This window comes from Nostoc sp. FACHB-280 (assembly GCF_014697615.1).
Taxonomy (GTDB): Bacteria; Cyanobacteriota; Cyanobacteriia; order Cyanobacteriales; family Nostocaceae; genus Nostoc_B.
On record NZ_JACJSD010000013.1, the window covers coordinates 47,632 to 67,038 of the forward strand.

Below are 19,407 nucleotides of genomic sequence, written 5' to 3' on the forward strand. Positions count from 1 at the left end.
GGAGAAGTCGGGGATCTCGTGCAATTAACTAAAACCCTTGTAACTGTTTCTCAGTCACCCAAGCAGCATGAAACCCATAAGGTACACGTTGGGGAATTAGCACTCGTGCTACAGGTTCACCAGTAATATCTTGAGCATTCATCACCAATAATTCTGAAGTATTGGCTGTCTCATCGTGGACAAAAGTCATTAACCAGCCATCATCTTCAGCCGTGGCGTGAGGACGCGGTGCAAATACAGACTCACCACCATAACGCCCTTGCCCAAATTCATGAATTTGGGATGTACCATGATCAAAATCATATTTAATTACACCGTCGAATAAAGGCACAGGTGTAGGGGCGCTTTTATTCACGTAGCCATAGCGAGTTTGTCGCCCCAACAAGTTTTCGTTGACGCGGGGAAATTCCCCAGCTATGTCATCTAATCTGGACTCAGACACAGCGCCAGTCTTGAGGTTAAACCGCCATTGATGGAGTCGGGGAATATTCCCATCAGGATCATCAACGCCATTAACACCCAACACAGAAGTAGAACTCATTCGACAGGCGATTAAGACGACTTCATCACCTTGCTGATAGGCGTTGAGGGTATGAAACACATAGCAAGCGGGACTTTCAAACCATTGAATCTTGCTGTTATCACCGTGACGTGGGAGAATGCCAAAACGACTGGGGCGATCGCACTCAAACATGATCATGGGTTTTCCCTGCTGTATCCTTGCTGGATTGAAGGTCAAGGGTAAATCCATAAAAATTGTATAGTCTTCTGTAATGGCAAAGTCGTGCATCATCACAGGTTCAGGAATTTCAATCGGTACAGTGAATAACAACTCCCCGGTGGCGGAAACTATGCCGTATTGCAAATATGGCGGCGTAAATGAATAGCCAAAAAACACCATTTCACCCGTAATTGGATCTACCTTTGGGTGTGCCGTAAACGGTGAAACAAGTTTGTCATTATATGTTTGTTCGCCAATTGTCTTTAACTCAGGTACTTGAATTGCATGAGGCGCACCAGCTTCCCACACTGCTAACAACTGACCACTATGCCACACTAAAGCAGTATTGGCGGTATTTCTCGATATTGTCGGCGCATCTGTTTGTGGTGGTTCTAGCAACCCAGTAAATATTGCTTTACCCGCTTCATGTTCTGTTTGCCATTTTTGCGTCTGCACATAACGGTTGCGATAAACCGCTTTACCGCCACTAATTCTGACACCGTGCAGCATTCCATCTCCATCAAACCAGTGATATTGACCAAGAGGTGAATATTGTGGGTTAGGGCCATTTCGCACAAACATCCCTGATAGTTCTGGTGGTAGTTCACCAATTACTTGCAGGTTTTCTGCCGTAATTTCTGCTGAAATTGGTGCAAAATTGCCATCAAGATAAGGATTTACTGCTGTTGTGGTCATGATGTTGTCTACAAAACTCTGTGAATTTGCAATAGTACTTAATCTAATGATGACAATATAGCAATCCTAGTAGGGAACAGGTGAGGTGTGGGAGGTTTGGGAGGGGTGGGAGGATGGTGAAGAAATCTTTCCCCCCACACTCCCCTCTCTTCCCACACTCCCAGAAGAGGCTAGTCAGCGAATAGGGTGCGCTAACAGTGTTAACGCACCCTACAAAAATTAATAGATTGTTGACAAAAGTAGATATATCTAAATAAAACCTACAAATGTAACCTCATGCAATATTGATAACTTGCCAAGCGTTGATAGTTGTAGTAAATATCTACGCTTCAAATATTTACTTAATATTTAAACTTATGATTGTTGAGGCCCTTTAGCATCGCATTCTCTATGCCAGCATCTTTTGAGCAAATCAATCCGCCAGCTATGGGCAAAGCGTTGGGGATTTAATTCTAGTTGATGATCACGGCTAAATAAGGGCTGGTTGAGATATTGCCAAAGAGGAAATTTAATCTTGGTGTGTTTTTCTGCCATAAGAGGAACAAAGGAAATATATATAAGCGATCGCTTTATAGCAGCAGTGGAAATTTTTACTAAAAACTACCACTTACTGATTTTCTAGTTAAAGATGACATGATAAGTCTTCAATTGTCCTGGTGACAATTGCGGAATTTTACGTAAAGTTTTCTGTCCAGTTCGTTAGACTTAAGATAATTTTAAAAGTTCCTAAAGCTTAATACTGCTTGGTTCTGACTGCTGTGACTGGCGGTTGTACTGAGTTCGTATCGGATATAGGTGTCTGTTTATCAGAGAAATTCTGACTGTTTGCCATCCTCGCAACACATTTATATATCCTGAAACCAACACTTGAGTTACCATGTCTGCTATTGCTTTTGTGCATTTGCGTGGGGAGTAGTGAAAAATCAATATGGCAACAGTTATCAGTCAGCAAAGCGTCGAGAAGTTAGTTGGCATTGCCGAGCAGTTTGTACTTCAAGGTAAGGTTAAGAGTGTCACAGCATTTGGCAGTGGAAATATTAATGACACTTTTTTAGTGACTCTCGATAGTGCAACCCCAGAACATGTTGTTTTACAGCGTATCAACACCCAAGTATTTCGCCAGCCGCAGCTGATTATGCAGAATATGCGGATTTTTAGCGATCATGTTTATCAACGTTTGCAATGTACACCCCTCAACCGTCGCTGGGAAGTACCACGGGTGTTGTCAACTCAGGATGCTCAAGATTATTACATTGATGCGGAGGGTGATTTTTGGCGAGCGATTAGCTTTATTCAAAACTCACAGTCTTTTGATAGGATGCCAAATATTGAATATGCCCAGGAAATTGGCTATGGCTTGGGGATGTTTCATAATTTGATTAGCGATTTACCACCAGAAAAATTAGCTGATACGCTGGCAGGTTTCCACATTACACCGCTTTATCTACGTCATTATCAAGAAGTTTTAGCCAATATTAGCCCAAAATCATCGCCGGAAGTAAATTATGGCTTGCAGTTTGTGAGCGATCGCACCACTTCTGCACATATCCTAGAAGATGCTAAAGTTCAAGGCCTACTACCATTACGCTTGATGCACGGTGATCCTAAAATTAACAACGTCTTGTTTGATACATCAACCAACAAAGCTGCCAGTGTAATTGACTTGGATACCGTCAAGCCAGGGCTAATACATTATGATATTGGTGACTGTTTGCGCTCTGGTTGCAATCCAGTTGGCGAAGAAACCGACGATTGGGATAGTGTTTATTTTGACACTGACTTATGCGCGGGAATTTTACAAGGTTATCTGGCGGTAGCTAAGGCGTTTTTGACAGAAAATGATTACGCCTATATGTACGATGGCATTCGCTTGATTACTTTTGAATTGGGATTGCGGTTTTTTACCGATTACTTAGCCGGGAATGTTTATTTTAAAGTCAAGCATCCAGAACATAACTTAGCAAGGGCGATCGTGCAGTTTAAGCTAACCGAAAGTATCGAATCCCAAGAAACCCAAATTCGCCAGATTATTCAGGATATGAAATGAACGCGCAAAAATTTACTTTGCAACCTTTTAAATCTGACAATTTGCTACCGAATGTCCAAATTATTGGTAATATTGCCCGCAATGATCATCAACTAATGATTACCTACAGCTTAATCGGTAATTTAACAGATATTATGATTGCGCCACCGTCAGATACGCCCACCCGCAAAGATGGACTCTGGGAAGATACCTGTTTTGAGTTTTTTGTAGGAATCCAAGACTCAGAATGCTATTGGGAATTTAACCTTTCCCCATCTGGACACTGGAATTTGTATCGCTTTACAGGTTATCGTCAAGGAATGGAAACGGAAACAGCTTTGACAACTTTGCCATTTCATATTGACCATCAAGCAGAGATTTTTACCCTGCATTTAGATGTAGACTTGGTTAAAATTGTGGCATCCAACCAAGACATTGATGTAGCAATCACGACTGTGGTTAAACAAAAAAATCATCAAGTGTCTTATTGGGCGTTAGCGCATAAAGGTGATGAAGCTGATTTTCACTTGCGGGATAGTTTTTTAATTCGCTTGTAAATCAAAATTGCCACAGATGGATAGACAGAACCTAGACACAGCAAGAATTCCCAATATTAAAGATGCTATGAGGGGTCTAACCCATCAGGGGGTTAACCCAGCAGACGTAATGCAACCAGGAAAAATACAATCTTAGTAATCGATTACTTTGTTCAGGGTTTTATAGGCTATATATTAAAGCGATCGCTACCACGGAACTGCGATCGCTTTTTATTTATGGGTGTAAGAGAGTAAGGGTTTAGGGGTGTAAAAAGAAAAATAGAACTAGAAATTTTCTATCACCTATCACCTGTAACCTGTAACCTATCACCCATAACCTTTAAAACCTATATGTTTTTATACCTTTCCAAGTTGCTACCACTATTTTTTTATCCCTTGGGATTGGCGAGTATCAGTTTGGTAGTAGCTTTGATTACAATCAGGAAAAAACCGCGTATAGCCACAGGTGCGATCGCCTTAGCGTTAATTTTATTGCTATTTTGTAGTAATGCTTGGGTGGCTAAGGCACTGGTGCGATCGCTAGAATGGCAAAATATACCGTCTCAGGAAATGCCAAATGCAGAAGCAATCGTTGTTTTGGGTGGCGCGACTAAATCAGCTTTTTTCCCAAGACCAGGAGTTGATTTGAGTGAACAAGGAGATCGCGTAATTTATGCAGCACAGTTATATCGGCAAAACAAAGCGCCTTTCATTATTCTCAGTGGTGGTCGCATTGATTGGCGTGGTAGCGGTGAAGCAGAATCAACAGATATGGCTAGTATTTTGACATCAATTGGCATCCCAGCATCAGCAATTATTGAGGAACCAAGTTCTCTTAACACCTATCAAAATGCTGTAAATGTCAAACAAATTTTGCAATCTCGTGGTATTAAAAAAATATTACTAGTAACTTCGGCTATGCACATGCCGCGATCGCTCAAAATCTTCCAGCGTCAAGGTATTAATGCTATCCCCGCGCCAACAGACTTTCTCGTAACTCAAGGCGAACTACAAGAACTTGTTAGCACACCTAAAGCTGCCTTGCTAAATTTATTACCCGACACAGATAACTTACATCAATTTACTAGTGCTTTGAAAGAATATATTGGTAGTTTTATCTATCGCTTACGTGGTTGGATTTAGCTGTCACCTGTCACCTGTCACCTGTCACCTGTTACCTGTCACCTATTACACAAATCATGCGCCAAGAACTACCTCATATTATTCCTGCTCCAAAACCTGGAGTTGCGGAAGATTTTAGTGCTTACCAAACCACCCATGAATTTTATTACGAAGTTCAGCAACGCTTAGAGTTTCAGCGTCATTGTGAATGGTATAACGCTATAGCAGAAAGTCACCGCCAAGAACTCAAAAAAATGCGCGGCGAACTCAACATTTTTCGGTGGTTCCTTCGCCGCTTTTGAAAAATTTTAGATAATTTCTAACTCGTTTTCGCGCAAGTGGGCTTTAAATTTTTTACTAAATTGAACTAATACAGGCAAGTTAGCACTAACAGGTCTACCTTGCCATTGAGTCACAATATCCACAACTTCGCCTTCTGAGCCTTCAAGGTCAAAAGCTTGAGAGCGATGTTCAGGATGATGGTACACTAATACCGATTTAACTACACGGACGCGATCGCCAACTTTCATAAGAGCATTTACACCTAGCTTTTGCGGTTCCACAATCATCTCCACAGCCATCCCTCATCGAACTTACTGAGTGAAAAACCAACCGTCTAAACCAGTTATTTTTCGCTTCTCATCAAGATAAACGCTTAAAATAGAGCGTTTTGAACTTTTACACAAACAAAGCCTGACAGTGCAGGCTTGGCTCATAGTTAACCAGCGACAAATGTCTCACTGCTTTTTTCCTCATTGCACTTGTCGACGCTTATGGGTGTCTCAATAGCACTTTTTGAGGATTTTTCAGCTAACAGGCTAAGAAAGACCCGTTTTACCTTTTCTGTGCGCTTTAACAACAGTTCCAATTCTACATCAAATGGCTATTTCGTTCCTATATGCTGTGCTTGGCAGTCATTAGATTTAGGCACGAAAGTGAGTTGTTGACATTGATACCTAGTTGTAGAGACATTGTATACAAAGTTTCTACAACTACTGATAAGTTGCATCTTCATCAATAAACACTGTCAAGGTTTTGCTTACTTATTTTGTGGACAAATGGACTGTATTGGTTGAGGTAATTTTTGACAAGCTTGCTGAAATGTTTGGGGACTGAGTAAGCACCAAGCTAATAATCCCAGAGTTGTACCGCCAACTACCAGCAAAGCGAAGAATCTTCCCCTTACTCCAACAGACTTTTTCCGCCGACGAGGTTTCTTGACTGGTGCGGGAATTGGTTCAGGTACTGGTTCTGCTGTCAAGTCTAAATCTAATAAGGCTTGGGAACTTTCTGTCAAAGTTGGTTCAGGTTCTTCGAGTTCTGGGATTTCTGTTTCCAGAATCTCTACTTCCACTTGTGGCGCTGATGAAGTGACTGGTACTAAGTATTCTTTAGAAAGCCGACAAAGAGTAAGAACCACTGATGTATTATCATGACCATTTTTTTGATTGGCCAGATGAATTAAATTTTCTACAGCTTCTGTTAGGGAAAGTTCACCAGATAACACAGGTATGGCAAAATCTTGCCAAGAATGTTCTACCCAATCGTTATCACTGAAACCATCAGAACACAGTAGTAATAAACCTTCTTCATCGATGATGAATCTTTGAATTGTCACTCGCAAAAAGTCTGCTTCTTTTGTACCCAATGCTTGAGTCAAAGCCGTTGCATCTAATCTCTGGAGTGCTTGTCGATACAAACTCCGCCCGTAGCGGACTTCTCGCCAAGCCACATCATCATCGACTGTGAGTAATTGACAGTAATTACGAGTTATCCAGTAAGCGCGGCTATCACCAATGTTGGCTAAATAAAGTTCATGGGCATTGTCCGATCGCCATCCTGAAGTTGTTACTATTGGTTGGGGTAATTGCAGCGCCATCACCAAGGTTGTCGCCATGCGTTCTCTACCTTGGCGTTTTTGTTCATCGTTCCGGGAACAAATTAAATTATTCACTACCCGCAAGCTGGCTTCTAGCTGTTCTTGCAGTAATTTGGGTGCTACAGGTTCAATTTGTTCACTTACTTCTGTTAATAAGGCACGGATTTGCAATTTTAAAGATTGTACTGCCATTTGGCTGGCAACTTCACCGCCTTGATGCCCACCAATCCCATCACAAACCATTGATAAGCGCGGGATGAGGGAATCGTAGGGTTCATTGGTGTTGGGGTAGCAAGTGTCTTCGTTTTGGGTGGGTTCTGTGCCGATATCGGTTGTACCGGCTACTTGCAGGCTGAGTGGTAGTTCGCCGGCGGCTGAAAGTAAGAGCGTATTCAGTTGACTGGTGATATTTTCTAAATTGACTGTGCGATCGCACATCTGCTCAACTATATTCTGTAATGATTCAGCTACTTGTGGCTGTGCCAATGCTATCCAAGGTTGCCAAGACTGAGCTAAATCACCTAAGCTGAGTTTTGCCTCGCCTGGGGTTGGATAAAGTTCTACAAGACGCACACACCAGCCTTGAACGCGCAAATTATCGCTAATGAGTAAACTTTGCTCAACCTTTTGTTCTACTAAAGGTTGCCAAAGTTGGAGAATTTGCCATAACCAATAAACCTGTCTCACGGCTGTGGCTTGTTCCCAAGCATCGGTGATGGTGGGGTATAAGTTACCTGTTGCATCTATGGGCGCATTTTCTAACAACAGGATGTCTTCTGCATCTTCCCCAGCAGCAACAAAGCCATAAACTTGGGGCAGATGTAAGTGCTGTTGATACAGTTTTAAATAAGGAATAACTGCTTGAGGTAAATCTTGTAATGTTTCTGGTGGTAGTCCTGGTTGTGTATCTAGCCAGATTTGCGGTTGAATAATCTCATATCGCTCTGCAACTTGCGTTCCTGGTGAGATATTAGCCGCTAAATTCCCAGTCGCCCAGAGGTAACGGTGAACTAAGGGAGTTTGACAATTATTACAGATGTGTTCTTCAAGGGGGTTAATTGGGCGATCGCACGTTGGATTTAGACAATAAATTACTCGTTGAGTAGAAATTATCATATATGATATTTTGCACCATTCTCAATAACCGTAGGGTGGGTAATGCCACAACGTAAAAATTAGGATACGAGCAAATTAATGACATTGCCCACCCCACCTTATACCATGCTCAATAACTGTAGGGTGAGCCATACCATAACGTAAAAATAGGATATAAGCAAATGCCCACCCTAGCTTATACCATGCTCAACAACGGTAGGGTGGGCAATATCTATAAATTGAAAACAATACCAATTGAAACAGAACTGACGTACAACAATCATCTGTTGATAAGGAGTATGGGGCAATACGTTTCAGTTAAGAAAACTAAATTACAAAAAACCAGCAAACGATAATTCAACAAAAAACGAACAAATGATTTTGGAGGGGGTTTGGGGGACGCAACCGTCACCCAATCGGGGGCTTGGGGAGCCACTGCGTTGGGGAGACAGCGCCGTGGGCGGGTTTCCCGACTTGAGGCGACTGTCGTCGGCTTTGCCGACTTGAAGCATGTGGCGTGGAGAATCCCCAAATCTTGCTCATTGTCTGATAGGTAGAGCAGAAAATTGAGAAATCAACTCTCATTACCTTAACTGAAACGTATTGGGGTATGGGGATGTAAGGGTTTTGAATTAAGTACACCCCTAAACCCAGCCTTAAACAATTATCTTGAGGGACAAGACTTAAGTGTTGATCTTTGGCTGAGTCAACACTCCTGTATTCCGGGTTTCTCCATTATTTAGGCGATTAATTGTTAACAGTGGTACTTCTTGTCGGCACGACAGGCAAAACCAATATAGTTCACCATGACGGACATGACGCAGTAGGGAACCACCGCAACACGGGCAAGTGTTGGCTCGCATACTCATTCCAATGTCCTCCTTAAAAATAAGATTGATGTTAAATGCAGGTAAAAAGGTTGTAAATTATTGCCGCATTTGAGCGGTATTGATGTAACCATTGAGGTTGATGCGATTTTTTATAATTTTTTTGTAGGCTGTTTCGTAGCTATCAAGCATTTAAGTAACGCTCAATTTTGTGGCATCAACGGATCATCTGCAAGCAAAATTCCGTTATCAACTGTGGCAAGATAATTTAAGTTAAATTGCCGTTGAGTGTTACTAATGATGTAAGCTTGCTTGTGGTTGTGACTTTAGACGTTAACGTTATCCTTTGTAAAATTGCCGTGCAGAGTATGCACACTGGAAGTTGTAACCAAACTCGCTAAAGATAATATCCCAATTCTCCATAATTTGGAGGCGGAAATCGTTCCTATAAGGGGGCTACCTGAGCGATTTTCATAAGTTGTTTTGGTTCGGACTGACAGAAAGTCTTACTATAAAGATTATTAAAATCTTTTCTCGAAGACAAAGCATTTTTACTGACTCTTTTAAGATTTCAATTAACTTGACTGGCTTGCAAGAGTGCAACAATAGTTAACAATAACGTCTCTGTCTACCGCTAAATTTAAGACTATTTACAGGTTGTAGTCACTAGGTGTCTACACCTTTAAAATATAGCTCACCTTCCTTGATTTTCATCTACCTTGAGAATCAGAATTAGGCAGAATATTTTGTAGCGGAACTTACAAAAACCTAGATTTTGTAGCTATAAATACTAAAAATCCCATACGGGATCAATTTTCTCAGAGGAACAATCTGTTTAAAAATCGGCAGTTACGAGGATCATTAACATAAAGATTAAATAATACTAAAATTTTGTTAACTGCGAATATTAGGCATTAATTTCGATAAATAACTAAATGAAAATTGTAACTTGGAATGTTAATTCAATTCGCACTCGGCTAGAACAGGTGATCCATTGGTTAAGTGAGAATCCTGTGGATGTGCTTTGTTTGCAAGAAACAAAAGTCATAGATGCCGATTTCCCGCGATCGCCTTTTGTCGAATTAGGTTATCATCTCCACATCTCAGGACAAAAAGCTTATAACGGTGTTGCTCTCATCTCCCGTGAACCACTGAAAGATGTCTCAGCAGGATTCACCGCCATTTTGCCTCACCTAGAACCAGAATGGGATGAGCAGAAACGCGTAATTACAGGTGTGATTGATGATATTCGGATTGTAAATTTATATGTACCTAACGGTTCCGCCATTGGCAGTGAAAAATATGAATTTAAGTTACGCTGGTTGACTGTATTACGAGAGTATTTACAATTTCTGCTGAAATCACAACCAGCCATTTGCATCTGCGGTGACTTTAATATTGCGCTGGAATCAATCGATATTCACGACAAAGTAAATGCAGATAACCACATTATGTCTTCACCAGCAGAACGCCAAGCCTTGAGAGATATTCTGGAATTAGGCTTCGCTGATGCTTTTCGCAAGTTTACGGCTGAAGGTGGTCATTATAGTTGGTGGGATTATCGCACAGCAGCCTTTCGCCGCAACTTAGGTTGGCGCATTGACCATCACTATCTCACACCAGTTTTGTATGAGCGTGCTAAAAGTTGCATTATTGACGTGAACCCTAGAAAATTACCCCAACCAAGTGACCATACACCAGTGATTGTGGAATTATAGTAATCAAGACCTCAAGCAACTAGCTGGCAATAGCTTATACCGTTTCATTTTAAGAATGATACAAATGGACAAGCAGAGGTGCTGCTTCTTCTGCTTCCTCTGCTGTTTTAATGATAATTCTTTCAGTGAACACTAGGGCATAAGGCGTATAAAATAAAAGTCTACGAAACTAAAATTCAGACTTATATCGCCCAAGGTAAACAAATAGAGGGGATAAAAATTGGTTTAGAAGTTTTGCGATCGCTTGGCATCAATTTACCAGAGAAACCAACACAATAGGACTCGATATTTCTCAGTTTTTACAAGATTTATCCAGAGAAGTACATATCAATCACATCAATGCAGACATCGCCAGTGGAATCCAGAGTGGAGTAATAGCTACCCCACCTTTGTTTATTAATGGGATTCATTATAGCGATCGCTGCAACAAAGCCCAATTGACGGCAGCCCTGATGAGCATTAATTGAACCGTAAAAAACCAATTAGCTCGTTATATTCATAAAAATTATCTTTATCACTCAAAAACCATCTCAAGTATAGTTAATAACAAAAACTGCATCACACCAGGAATATCTGCTGAGGTTTCAATTGATGTTAACTAAAAGGAGAGTTCCCATGACGATAGATGCTCAAGGATTGATACAACCACCAGGTCAAGGCACCTCCTACTGGTTTGACCGCGATTTATACACATTTAAGGCAGTGGGCGAAGATACAGGCGAAGCCTATGCACTATGTGAGGTGGTGGTTGCACCTCAAGGCGGTGGTACACCTCCTCATAAACACAGTCGAGAAAATGAATCGTTCTACATTCAAGAAGGAGAGCTAGAATTTCAGCTTGATGAACAGATAATTGTTGCCACACCTGGAACATTTTTGCACTCGCCCAAAGGTCAGTTGCATCGATTTACCAACACTAGTTCGACTCCGGCAAAACTGCTGGTTTGGGTGACACCAGCAGGATTTGAAAAATTTATTGCCGAAGTTGGTAAAGCAACAAATACTCAGGTATCCCCTGCACCATCATTAAGTGCTGCCGATTTAGAAAAAATTCTTATTACCGCACCCAAATACGGGATTGAAATTATTCCGCCACCTGCTGCTTAGTGTAAAGAAGACAGTACAAACATCTTGACCGAACACATAGTGTCATTTCAAAAGATTGTTGACAATTCATTGACAAAAGGAAAATGTTATGGTTACTCAAGTAAACTCACAAACAACTGAAGTTGCAGAAGATCCACGTCTTTCCAGGGAAACAAAGGCATTTTTGAACGTGCTGAATTCGGGTGGAGTGCCTTTGGAAACATTACCTCCACTGGAAGCGCGTCAAGTCCTTGTAGATGCCCAAGCTTCTGTTCCTGTAGACCTTTCAGGCATTGAAGAATCTGAGAAGACAATTACCACTGACGGTTATACGATTACCCTCAATATTGTGCGACCGGAAGGGGTCAAAGATATACTACCTGTTTTTATCTTTATTCATGGCGGCGGTTGGGTGCTGGGCGATTACCCAACGCATAAACGTATGGTTCGGGATTTGGTGGTGCTTTCAGGGTTTGTGGCTGTCTTTGTCAACTACACTCGCACACCAGATGCTCAGTATCCCCAAGCGATCAATGAAATCTACGCCGCGACCAAATGGGTTGCCGAGCATGGAGAGGAAATTGGTGTTGATGGCAAAAATCTGGCAGTCGTCGGTAACAGTGTCGGTGGAAATATGACAGCTGTCACCACGTTGATGGCGAAAGCCAAAGGCGGGCCACACATCAAGCTGCAAATCCTGATGTGGCCCATTGTAGACGCGAATTTTGAAACGGAATCCTACCATCAATTTGGCGAGAAGCGTTTCCTGACCACACCACTGATGAAATGGATGTATGACCTCTACATTGCCGACCCAGAAAAGCGCAAAGATATCTATGCTTCTCCCTTACAGGCAACAGTTGAGCAACTCAAAGGATTGCCGCCAGCGTTAATTCAGGTCGCCGAAAGTGATATCTTGCGGGATGAAGGCGAGGCCTATGGACGCAAGCTTGATGAAGCTGGAGTAGTAGTAACCACTGTGCGTTACAACGGTATGATTCATGACTTTGGACTGTTGAATGGTTTAGCCGATTTGCCAGCAACCCGTTCGCTTTTTGTCCAAGCAGCAGCAGAATTAAAGAAATATCTGCAATAGGATGCGATGATTGCTTTTTAGGTTCTTGATATATCGACAGCTTTATTGAGGAACAACCCAAGAATAACGATCATTCTACAAATAGCCAACAGGAGAAATCATGAAAGCGATCGCAGTCGATCCCACTCGCTCCATCCAAACACCGGAATGTTTTACTGAAATGCTCATGCTCATTTAGAATCTGGACGAGCGATCGGCAAGTTAGTTTTAACCGGATTTGCACAATAATACAGATTAGTTCTTGCAAGCATTGATATTTAAACAGGAAACATTAAACATGATTCACGCTTATGCAGCTAAAACAGTAGGCGCAGAACTGGAACTATTTGAATACGATCCAGGTGTGCTGAAAGACCAAGAAGTAGAAATTAATGTTGAATATTGTGGACTTTGCCATAGTGACCTGAGTATGCTCAAAAATGACTGGGGCATCAGTCGATATCCTTTTGTGCCTGGTCATGAAGTTGTGGGAACGATCGCAGCCGTTGGCGATCGCGTCACCACGCTCAAAGTCGGTCAGCGTGTCGGATTGGGTTGGTCTTCCCATTCTTGTATGCACTGCGAATATTGTATGTCCGGCGATCACAACTTATGCCTAACCCTAGAGCAAACGATTGTCGGTCGTTATGGCGGATTTGCAGACAAGGTTCGCGCCCATGAAGAATGGGTGATTCCTCTGCCAGAAACGGTTGATCCTGCTAAGGTAGGGCCGCTGTTTTGTGGAGGTGTTACTGTGTTTAACCCCATTGTTCAATTCGATGTCAAGCCAACCGATAGAGTTGGTGTAATTGGGATTGGGGGGCTTGGACATATAGCATTACGATTTCTGAAAGCTTGGGGATGTGATGTTACAGCATTTTCAACCAATCCAAATAAAGAGTCTGAAGCCCGTGAGTTAGGAGCAAATCACTTCATAAACTCCCGCGATGCCAAAGCGATCGAGTCTGTTACCAACTCGTTTGATTTGATTCTCTCAACAGTAAATGCCGATTTAGATTGGGCAACGTACATTAATGCACTGCGTCCCAAAGGACGGTTACATTTTGTGGGAGTCGTACCAAACCCAATTCAAGCTCATGTGTTTCCTTTAATTGCTGGTCAAAAATCCATATCGGGTAGCCCTACAGGTAGCCCGATAACAATCGCAAAAATGCTCGACTTTGCTGCGCGTCATGGCATTGAACCTGTTACAGAAACTTTTGATTTTAGCCAAGTAAATGAAGCACTCGCTCATCTAGAAGCGGGCAAAGCTCGTTATCGAATTGTCTTAAAGCATTGATAAATTTTGGGTGTATTGCCCATACAGTTTTATCCACAGACGAAGCTGTAGCCCTAACACCAAACTAAAGAGGAAAGGTCAATGAACGCTGAATACTACGACGATATTATTATCGGTGGCGGCAAAGCTGGCAAAACCTTAGCACCCGCATTAGTTACGGCTGGACGGAAAACAGCTTTGGTAGAACGCAGTTTAACCATGATTGGTGGTACCTGTATCAACGTCGCTGGCATTCCCACTAAAACAATGGTTGCTAGTGCCAAGGTGGCAGATATAGTTCGCAATAGTGCTGCTTATGGAGTGAACACTAATACACCCATGATTAATTTAGCCGCAGTCATTCAAACTCCGCTTCTGGTCGCCGAGCGAAGTCGAGGCGCTACTTGCATATCCGTATCATTTTTAAAGTGAAATGGTATGAGGGTAATGAATTGGTTGACTTCAGATTCTCAGGAAGAACAGCAATGTTTGCAAGTGATTGCTCCTACTGTTTCTTTCCGTACATCTTTACAGCAAAATCCTGATCCAGTTTCTTCCTTATCTTGGGCGACTTGGATTATTGCTCGACTTGCTGGTTGGTCTGGCTATCGTTCTCAAAAACCTCCCGGCATTTCTACTTTGATTTGTGGGCTACGTCAATTTGAATACTTCTTTCAGGGCTGGAAACTTGCTCTTTTTGACATACTCCCCAGCCTAAAGGCGTGAGGATTCTAGGCTCAAACAGCGATAGCAGGTATGACCCGACTTACATCACTTAACCCAACAGTCGATGCCCCGACTGCACAAATATTACGACTGGCGTTTTCATCCCTTCCATTTACTGATTGGCAAGATGGGCAGCGCCATTCTCTAATAGATAAATCCAACTCTTCTAAAACATGACCACAGCAAGAGCAGGTCTTAGTGCTGGGATACCATTGGTCGATGAAGACAACCAATTTATTCTTCTTTTTAGCAACCCATTCGAGGATTTGCAGAAACTCCCCAAACGCCAAATCGGAGATTTTCCTCCCCCAAAGTCTTTGCATTCCTTTGAGGTTTAGTGTTTCAAAACATAGCACATCAAACTTATCAGTTAGTTCATGTGCCAATTTCCAAAACCAATCACGCCGACGATGAGAAATATCTTCATACTTGCGTACTAAATTCTTTCTGGCTCGTTCACGATTAGATGAGCCTTTAAGTTTTTTAGAATGCTGTCTGCTGGCTATTTTGATGGCGTTTAGGGATTGCTTGAAAAATTCGGGTGATTCAATTTTGCGAAAAACGTGGTCTTGGGGTTCCCCCAAGAGGAGCGATTTTTCAAGACAAGTACCGTTTGAGCAAGTGAGAAATGTCTTGAGTCCGAAATCAAAACCAGCGATTTTACCCGTCTTGACTTCAATTTCTGGTTTGTTCCCCTCATCAACTACCACAACCATAAATAACTCACCCAACGGTGTGCGTTTAATGGTTAAAGTTTTGACTGTTCCTTCTATCTCTCTGGATTTCCAGAATTTATAAACTCGACTACCAATTTTTACTTTGTTACCACCCAGAAACTTATAACCAGCTTGTTTAAGGGTGAATGATTTGTACTTTTTAACTTTCTTAAATCCTGGTGGTCTAACTCCTCTTTTATTGTGTTTAAAAAATAGTTGATAGGCTTTCTCGATGCGTTGACAGATATCTTGAACTGCTTGAGAACCGACTGATTGCCAGAATAGGTTACGCTTTCTTAACTTAGCAATATGAGCCTGAAGTTTTGCACAACTCAAATGCTTGCCCCACATTCTGTAGTAGCATTTGTGTAGAGCAATGCAATGATTGTAGATGACCCCAGCCGCATTTATCATGCGTTTGAGATGTCTATTTCTTTTGTGTTGATATAGCTTAAACTTCAGTGTTTTCATATTAGTATTTTACCAAAAATCTTAAGCTAAAAACTCGGATTCTTCCTAAATTAAGCAAAGTCGCCCTGGAAGGGCAAGGCTTTATACCCATATTTTTGGTAAGGAAGTATGTACACCGTAGCCTTCACAAGGCTGGTTAGGGGGGATCTGTATCAACATTCATCATCTACAACCCATTACCAATCAAAATAAAAGCCGACCAATAATAAGGATGATTAAACTCACTATTCTTACCAGTCAATAAAGCAATTTGCGCCTTTTGCAACGCCTCAGCTTTTGTAACTTTCCCAGCTTTCAACGCTGCATAAAACTCATTCATTAAAGCTTGTGTTCCACCATCAGATACAGCCCATAATGAAGCCATTGTGGCTTTTGCACCAGCTAATTGGATCTGATATCCTAACCCTAAAATTTCTTGTCCATTGGCTGATTTTTCGCCTAAACCAGTTTGACAAGCACTCAATACTACTAAATCAACATTTGACAAAGACCAATTTTCTATATCACGCAAAGTCGCGTGTTCGCCATCACCAAACACAATAAATGAATCTTCGGGAGAACCATTCACCAACTTGCCATGCGTCGCCAAATGTACAATTTTATAATCATTCATTTGGGGAATTGTTGCATTAGGATTGAAATCTTTATCTAAGATAACCTTACTACCAGGAAGAATTTTAGCTAAGTTTTCGACTTCGGCTTTAGCAAATTCTAAACCACTAAACATTTCTTGTCTCTGACCAACTGCTACTGTATATTCGCCTTTAGTAAAAGCCGCAGCTAAAGCATTACTTGGTGTTGGCGGTTGATTTACTAATTTGGTCAAACTAGCAGAGGTAATATTATTAATGACAAACTTCTGCACTAACCAATTCTGCCCATCATATAATGCGGCTAATGGCACATATCTCAGCTTCCCATCGGGTGCATAAATTATAGTTTTAGCTTCGGCTTGTTTTAAGTCATTTTCTATGGGTTTAATCAACCAGTTATATAATTTGTTGGCTGGGGTTTTACTATTTTTATAAGGAACAAGAATTGCGTCTCGAAATTCATTAATTGTCTGGTTTAATTCTGCGGCTTTAACTGGTACAGTGCGGTGAATTGGTGGCGCATCCGCCGAGACAATAACTAATTCTAATCTGTCATCTAAAACTAAAGGATATAACAATACAGCCTTTTGATTTAACTGGCGTAAGTTATCTCTTAAAGAATTGAGTTGGCGTAAGTTTAAATTTTCCTGTCCTGATGTGGCTGATAATTGTTGTACCAACGCCACAACCGAGGGACTTTTGATAAACTTGTTAAATTCGGCGTTAGTGGTTTGTTCTAGTTTCACCAATTCAGCAAGGCGTTTTTCTTGAGTTGCGGTACGAGTTTGGGGGGGAATTTTTCGCAGGGTGGTGAGTTCTTTCCCCAGGGCGATCGCTTGATCTTGAATCGCGCTATACTTCTGAGATATTTGCTCTTCCTGTGGTTTCAACGGTAATTTTTCCGGTGTCACTGCTACGGTTGCAGAACTACCCCGTTGAGTATTGCGATTTGTAACTTTTGGCGTAGTAGTACCACGATTGCCAATATAATCACTAACTTCCTGAATTTTCAGCAAATCTAAAACTTGTTGCGCTTCGGCTGGACGATTTTGCTGCAATAATAAATCAGCTAGACGGCGATATCTTTCCGAGACGGTTTCGGTGTAAGATTTCTGCACATCTGTTGGCACACTTCGCAAACTTTGGCGAATCGTTTCTGTTAAGTTAACTGATTGCTTGTAAAATGCGATCGCTAGTGGTGGTTGATTTTGGGCTGCTAAAACATCTCCTAAAAATTTCAGCGTCGCAGCTTCACTAATTTTATCTTCCACCTCTCGATGAATAGCGACAGCTTGCTGATATAGTCCCAAAGCTTTATCATATTGATTTTGTTTTTGATAAACTTGCCCTAAGTTACTAATTGTTACGCCTTCACCAGTGCGATCGCCAACTTCCCGATAATTAGCTAAAGCCTGCTGGTTAAATTCTAGAGCTTGGTTATACTTACCTAAATTTTGGTAAACCCGTCCTATATTATTGAATGCAACTGCAAGACCTAATTTATAGTTATTTTGCTTGTATATATCCAAAGCTTGCTGATATAACTTGAGTGCTTCGTCATACTTACCCAAGCTAAAATAAATCTGCCCAATATTATTCAGATTTAACGCTGCACCTTGAAATTGAAATGAATCTTTGCCAAACGCATCACCTACATTAGCACGATTGGTAACTTGTTGCAGAGCTTGAGCATTTTGACCAAGGGCATTGTACAATAACTTGATTGCTTGCTCATCTGTACTTTTATATTCTCCAGTGCCAAGTTTTTTATAAATATTTGTAGACTTTTCCGCAAACTCCAAGGACTTTTGATACTGACCTAAGCTAAAATATGCACCGGAAATATTATTAAAAATCGCTGCTTGCGTCCCATAAAAAGTAGAACAGCATTCTTGTAAATTTTTTAATCCTTGCTGATAAGAATCTAAGGCTTGAGCGTAGTTACCCAAATTAAGATAAACAACACCAATGTTGTTTAAAGTTTGAGCAGTACCACTTTTATCACCCTTGGCTTTTTGAATTGTCAAACTTTGTTGATAAAATTCTAAAGCTTGAGAATATTTGCCAGTACGGAAGTAAACTGAGCCAATATCTGCTAATAAAATAGTTTCGCTAGTTGTGTAATTATAACCTTGAGGATTTGCCGCTTTTAGTTCTTGGAGAACTTTTAAAGCTGGTTGATAAAAATCGAGGGACTTTTGATAATCTCCGAGATTCAGATAGACTTCAGCGATATAAGATAATGGTATCCATTCGTTCTCTTTATCGTTGAGTTTGCGGCGAATATCTAAGGCTGACTGCAAAAAATCCAGTGCTTTAAGGTACTCCCCCTTCCGCAAATAAACGTAGCCAATATTTACCAAGCTATTGGCTTCTCCAGCCTTCGCGCCATACTGTTTAAATATTGCTAAGGACTGTTGAAAGAGTTCTAACCCGACTTGTAAACCATCTAAACCCACTAAATCCTGATATACTATTCCCTCACCTTGATTATTTAACATGATGGCTTCGGTGATGCGTTCCTCCGCAGTGGGGGTTGGCGCTTGAGCAAGAATAGGTGATGAATAATACAATACTAAAGCTGGTGATGAGACAGTCAGCAGGATAGTAGCAACTATGGGAGAAAATTGCATAAGCACAGTTTTTTATGCAGTTAAATAGTTATAGTTTATTGTTCCCATAAATGAAACTAAAGTTATAATTGAAAACTTAATATTTGATAAAGCTATCTTTTCTTTAAAGCAGGCGATCGCTCTCAGAAACAATGGTATAATTGCCCTAATTTTCTCAGACTTCTTTGCAATACTTAACTTGCTTCTAATGAATAAAAGTTAATATAGG

At 41.2% G+C, this 19,407-nt stretch carries 17 protein-coding genes and 1 pseudogene; 11 read left to right on the forward strand and 7 right to left on the reverse strand.

What is annotated here, in order from left to right; all coding sequences use genetic code 11:
* Positions 1–28: 28 nt before the first annotated feature.
* Together H6G75_RS11865 and H6G75_RS11870 are read right to left on the reverse strand one after the other, a co-directional pair.
* Positions 29–1,417: a carotenoid oxygenase family protein gene (locus H6G75_RS11865; RefSeq protein WP_190980141.1), complete on the reverse strand. Its 1,389-nt coding sequence runs from the start codon at positions 1,415–1,417 to the stop codon at positions 29–31.
* A gap of 354 nt (positions 1,418–1,771) precedes the next feature.
* Positions 1,772–1,951 carry a hypothetical protein gene (locus H6G75_RS11870; RefSeq protein WP_190588699.1) on the reverse strand — a complete coding sequence of 60 codons (180 nt, stop codon included), beginning with the start codon at positions 1,949–1,951 and terminating at the stop codon, positions 1,772–1,774.
* A 394-nt stretch (positions 1,952–2,345) separates the two neighbouring features.
* On the opposite strand from H6G75_RS11870, the gene H6G75_RS11875 reads away from it, so the two are divergent.
* The 4 genes from H6G75_RS11875 (at position 2,346) to H6G75_RS11890 (ending at position 5,403) form a co-directional block, all read left to right on the forward strand.
* Positions 2,346–3,464: a phosphotransferase enzyme family protein gene (locus H6G75_RS11875; protein WP_190980142.1), complete on the forward strand. Its 1,119-nt coding sequence runs from the start codon at positions 2,346–2,348 to the stop codon at positions 3,462–3,464.
* Positions 3,461–4,000 carry a DOMON-like domain-containing protein gene (locus H6G75_RS11880; protein ID WP_190980143.1) on the forward strand — a complete coding sequence of 180 codons (540 nt, stop codon included), beginning with the start codon at positions 3,461–3,463 and terminating at the stop codon, positions 3,998–4,000. The genes H6G75_RS11875 and H6G75_RS11880 overlap by 4 nt, the downstream gene beginning before the upstream one ends.
* 330 nt (positions 4,001–4,330) lie before the next feature.
* A complete protein-coding gene (locus tag H6G75_RS11885; protein ID WP_190980144.1) occupies positions 4,331–5,122 on the forward strand; it encodes a YdcF family protein in 792 nt (263 codons plus the stop codon).
* 56 nt (positions 5,123–5,178) lie between these two features.
* Positions 5,179–5,403, forward strand: coding sequence for a hypothetical protein (locus H6G75_RS11890; RefSeq protein ID WP_190980145.1), 225 nt, complete (start codon positions 5,179–5,181; stop codon positions 5,401–5,403).
* A gap of 6 nt (positions 5,404–5,409) precedes the next feature.
* Here the strand turns inward: H6G75_RS11890 and H6G75_RS11895 are convergent, their stop codons facing one another.
* Positions 5,410–5,682: a ferredoxin-thioredoxin reductase variable chain gene (locus H6G75_RS11895; protein ID WP_190980146.1), complete on the reverse strand. Its 273-nt coding sequence runs from the start codon at positions 5,680–5,682 to the stop codon at positions 5,410–5,412.
* Between the two features lie 458 nt (positions 5,683–6,140).
* Complete coding sequence (locus H6G75_RS11900; RefSeq protein WP_190980247.1) at positions 6,141–8,093, reverse strand: protein phosphatase 2C domain-containing protein; 1,953 nt, start codon at positions 8,091–8,093, stop codon at positions 6,141–6,143.
* A gap of 374 nt (positions 8,094–8,467) precedes the next feature.
* Between H6G75_RS11900 and H6G75_RS11905 the strand changes: the two genes are divergently transcribed.
* On the forward strand, positions 8,468–8,632 hold the full coding sequence (locus H6G75_RS11905; RefSeq protein WP_190980147.1) for a hypothetical protein: 165 nt from the start codon (positions 8,468–8,470) through the stop codon (positions 8,630–8,632).
* 126 nt (positions 8,633–8,758) lie between these two features.
* On the opposite strand, the gene H6G75_RS11910 is transcribed toward H6G75_RS11905, so the two are convergent.
* Positions 8,759–8,944, reverse strand: coding sequence for a hypothetical protein (locus tag H6G75_RS11910; RefSeq protein ID WP_083468729.1), 186 nt, complete (start codon positions 8,942–8,944; stop codon positions 8,759–8,761).
* Between the two features lie 893 nt (positions 8,945–9,837).
* Here H6G75_RS11910 and xth point away from each other — a divergent pair.
* From xth to H6G75_RS11940, 6 genes and pseudogenes are all read left to right on the forward strand, one after another.
* A complete protein-coding gene (gene xth / locus H6G75_RS11915; protein ID WP_190980148.1) occupies positions 9,838–10,620 on the forward strand; it encodes an exodeoxyribonuclease III in 783 nt (260 codons plus the stop codon).
* Positions 10,621–11,235: 615 nt separating this feature from the next.
* Positions 11,236–11,727, forward strand: a complete 492-nt coding sequence (locus H6G75_RS11920) for a cupin domain-containing protein (protein WP_190980149.1) — start codon at positions 11,236–11,238, stop codon at positions 11,725–11,727.
* A gap of 169 nt (positions 11,728–11,896) precedes the next feature.
* The gene (locus H6G75_RS11925) at positions 11,897–12,802 is read left to right on the forward strand and encodes an alpha/beta hydrolase (protein ID WP_313934834.1); all 906 of its coding nucleotides are present in this window, start codon (positions 11,897–11,899) and stop codon (positions 12,800–12,802) included.
* A 277-nt stretch (positions 12,803–13,079) separates the two neighbouring features.
* A complete protein-coding gene (locus tag H6G75_RS11930; RefSeq protein WP_190980151.1) occupies positions 13,080–14,081 on the forward strand; it encodes an NAD(P)-dependent alcohol dehydrogenase in 1,002 nt (333 codons plus the stop codon).
* An 81-nt stretch (positions 14,082–14,162) separates the two neighbouring features.
* Positions 14,163–14,492 (forward strand): FAD-dependent oxidoreductase, encoded by a 330-nt coding sequence (locus tag H6G75_RS11935; protein ID WP_190980152.1) that lies wholly within the window; start codon positions 14,163–14,165, stop codon positions 14,490–14,492.
* A gap of 36 nt (positions 14,493–14,528) precedes the next feature.
* Positions 14,529–14,786, forward strand: a pseudogene (locus H6G75_RS11940) (hypothetical protein); the annotation flags it as partial.
* 11 nt (positions 14,787–14,797) lie between these two features.
* Here the strand turns inward: H6G75_RS11940 and H6G75_RS11945 are convergent.
* Together H6G75_RS11945 and H6G75_RS11950 are read right to left on the reverse strand one after the other, a co-directional pair.
* The gene (locus tag H6G75_RS11945; protein ID WP_190980154.1) at positions 14,798–15,973 is read right to left on the reverse strand and encodes an RNA-guided endonuclease TnpB family protein; all 1,176 of its coding nucleotides are present in this window, start codon (positions 15,971–15,973) and stop codon (positions 14,798–14,800) included.
* Between the two features lie 166 nt (positions 15,974–16,139).
* Entirely contained in the window at positions 16,140–19,199 is a 3,060-nt protein-coding gene (locus tag H6G75_RS11950) for a tetratricopeptide repeat protein (RefSeq protein ID WP_190980155.1), read from the reverse strand.
* Between the last annotated feature and the right edge of the window lie 208 nt (positions 19,200–19,407).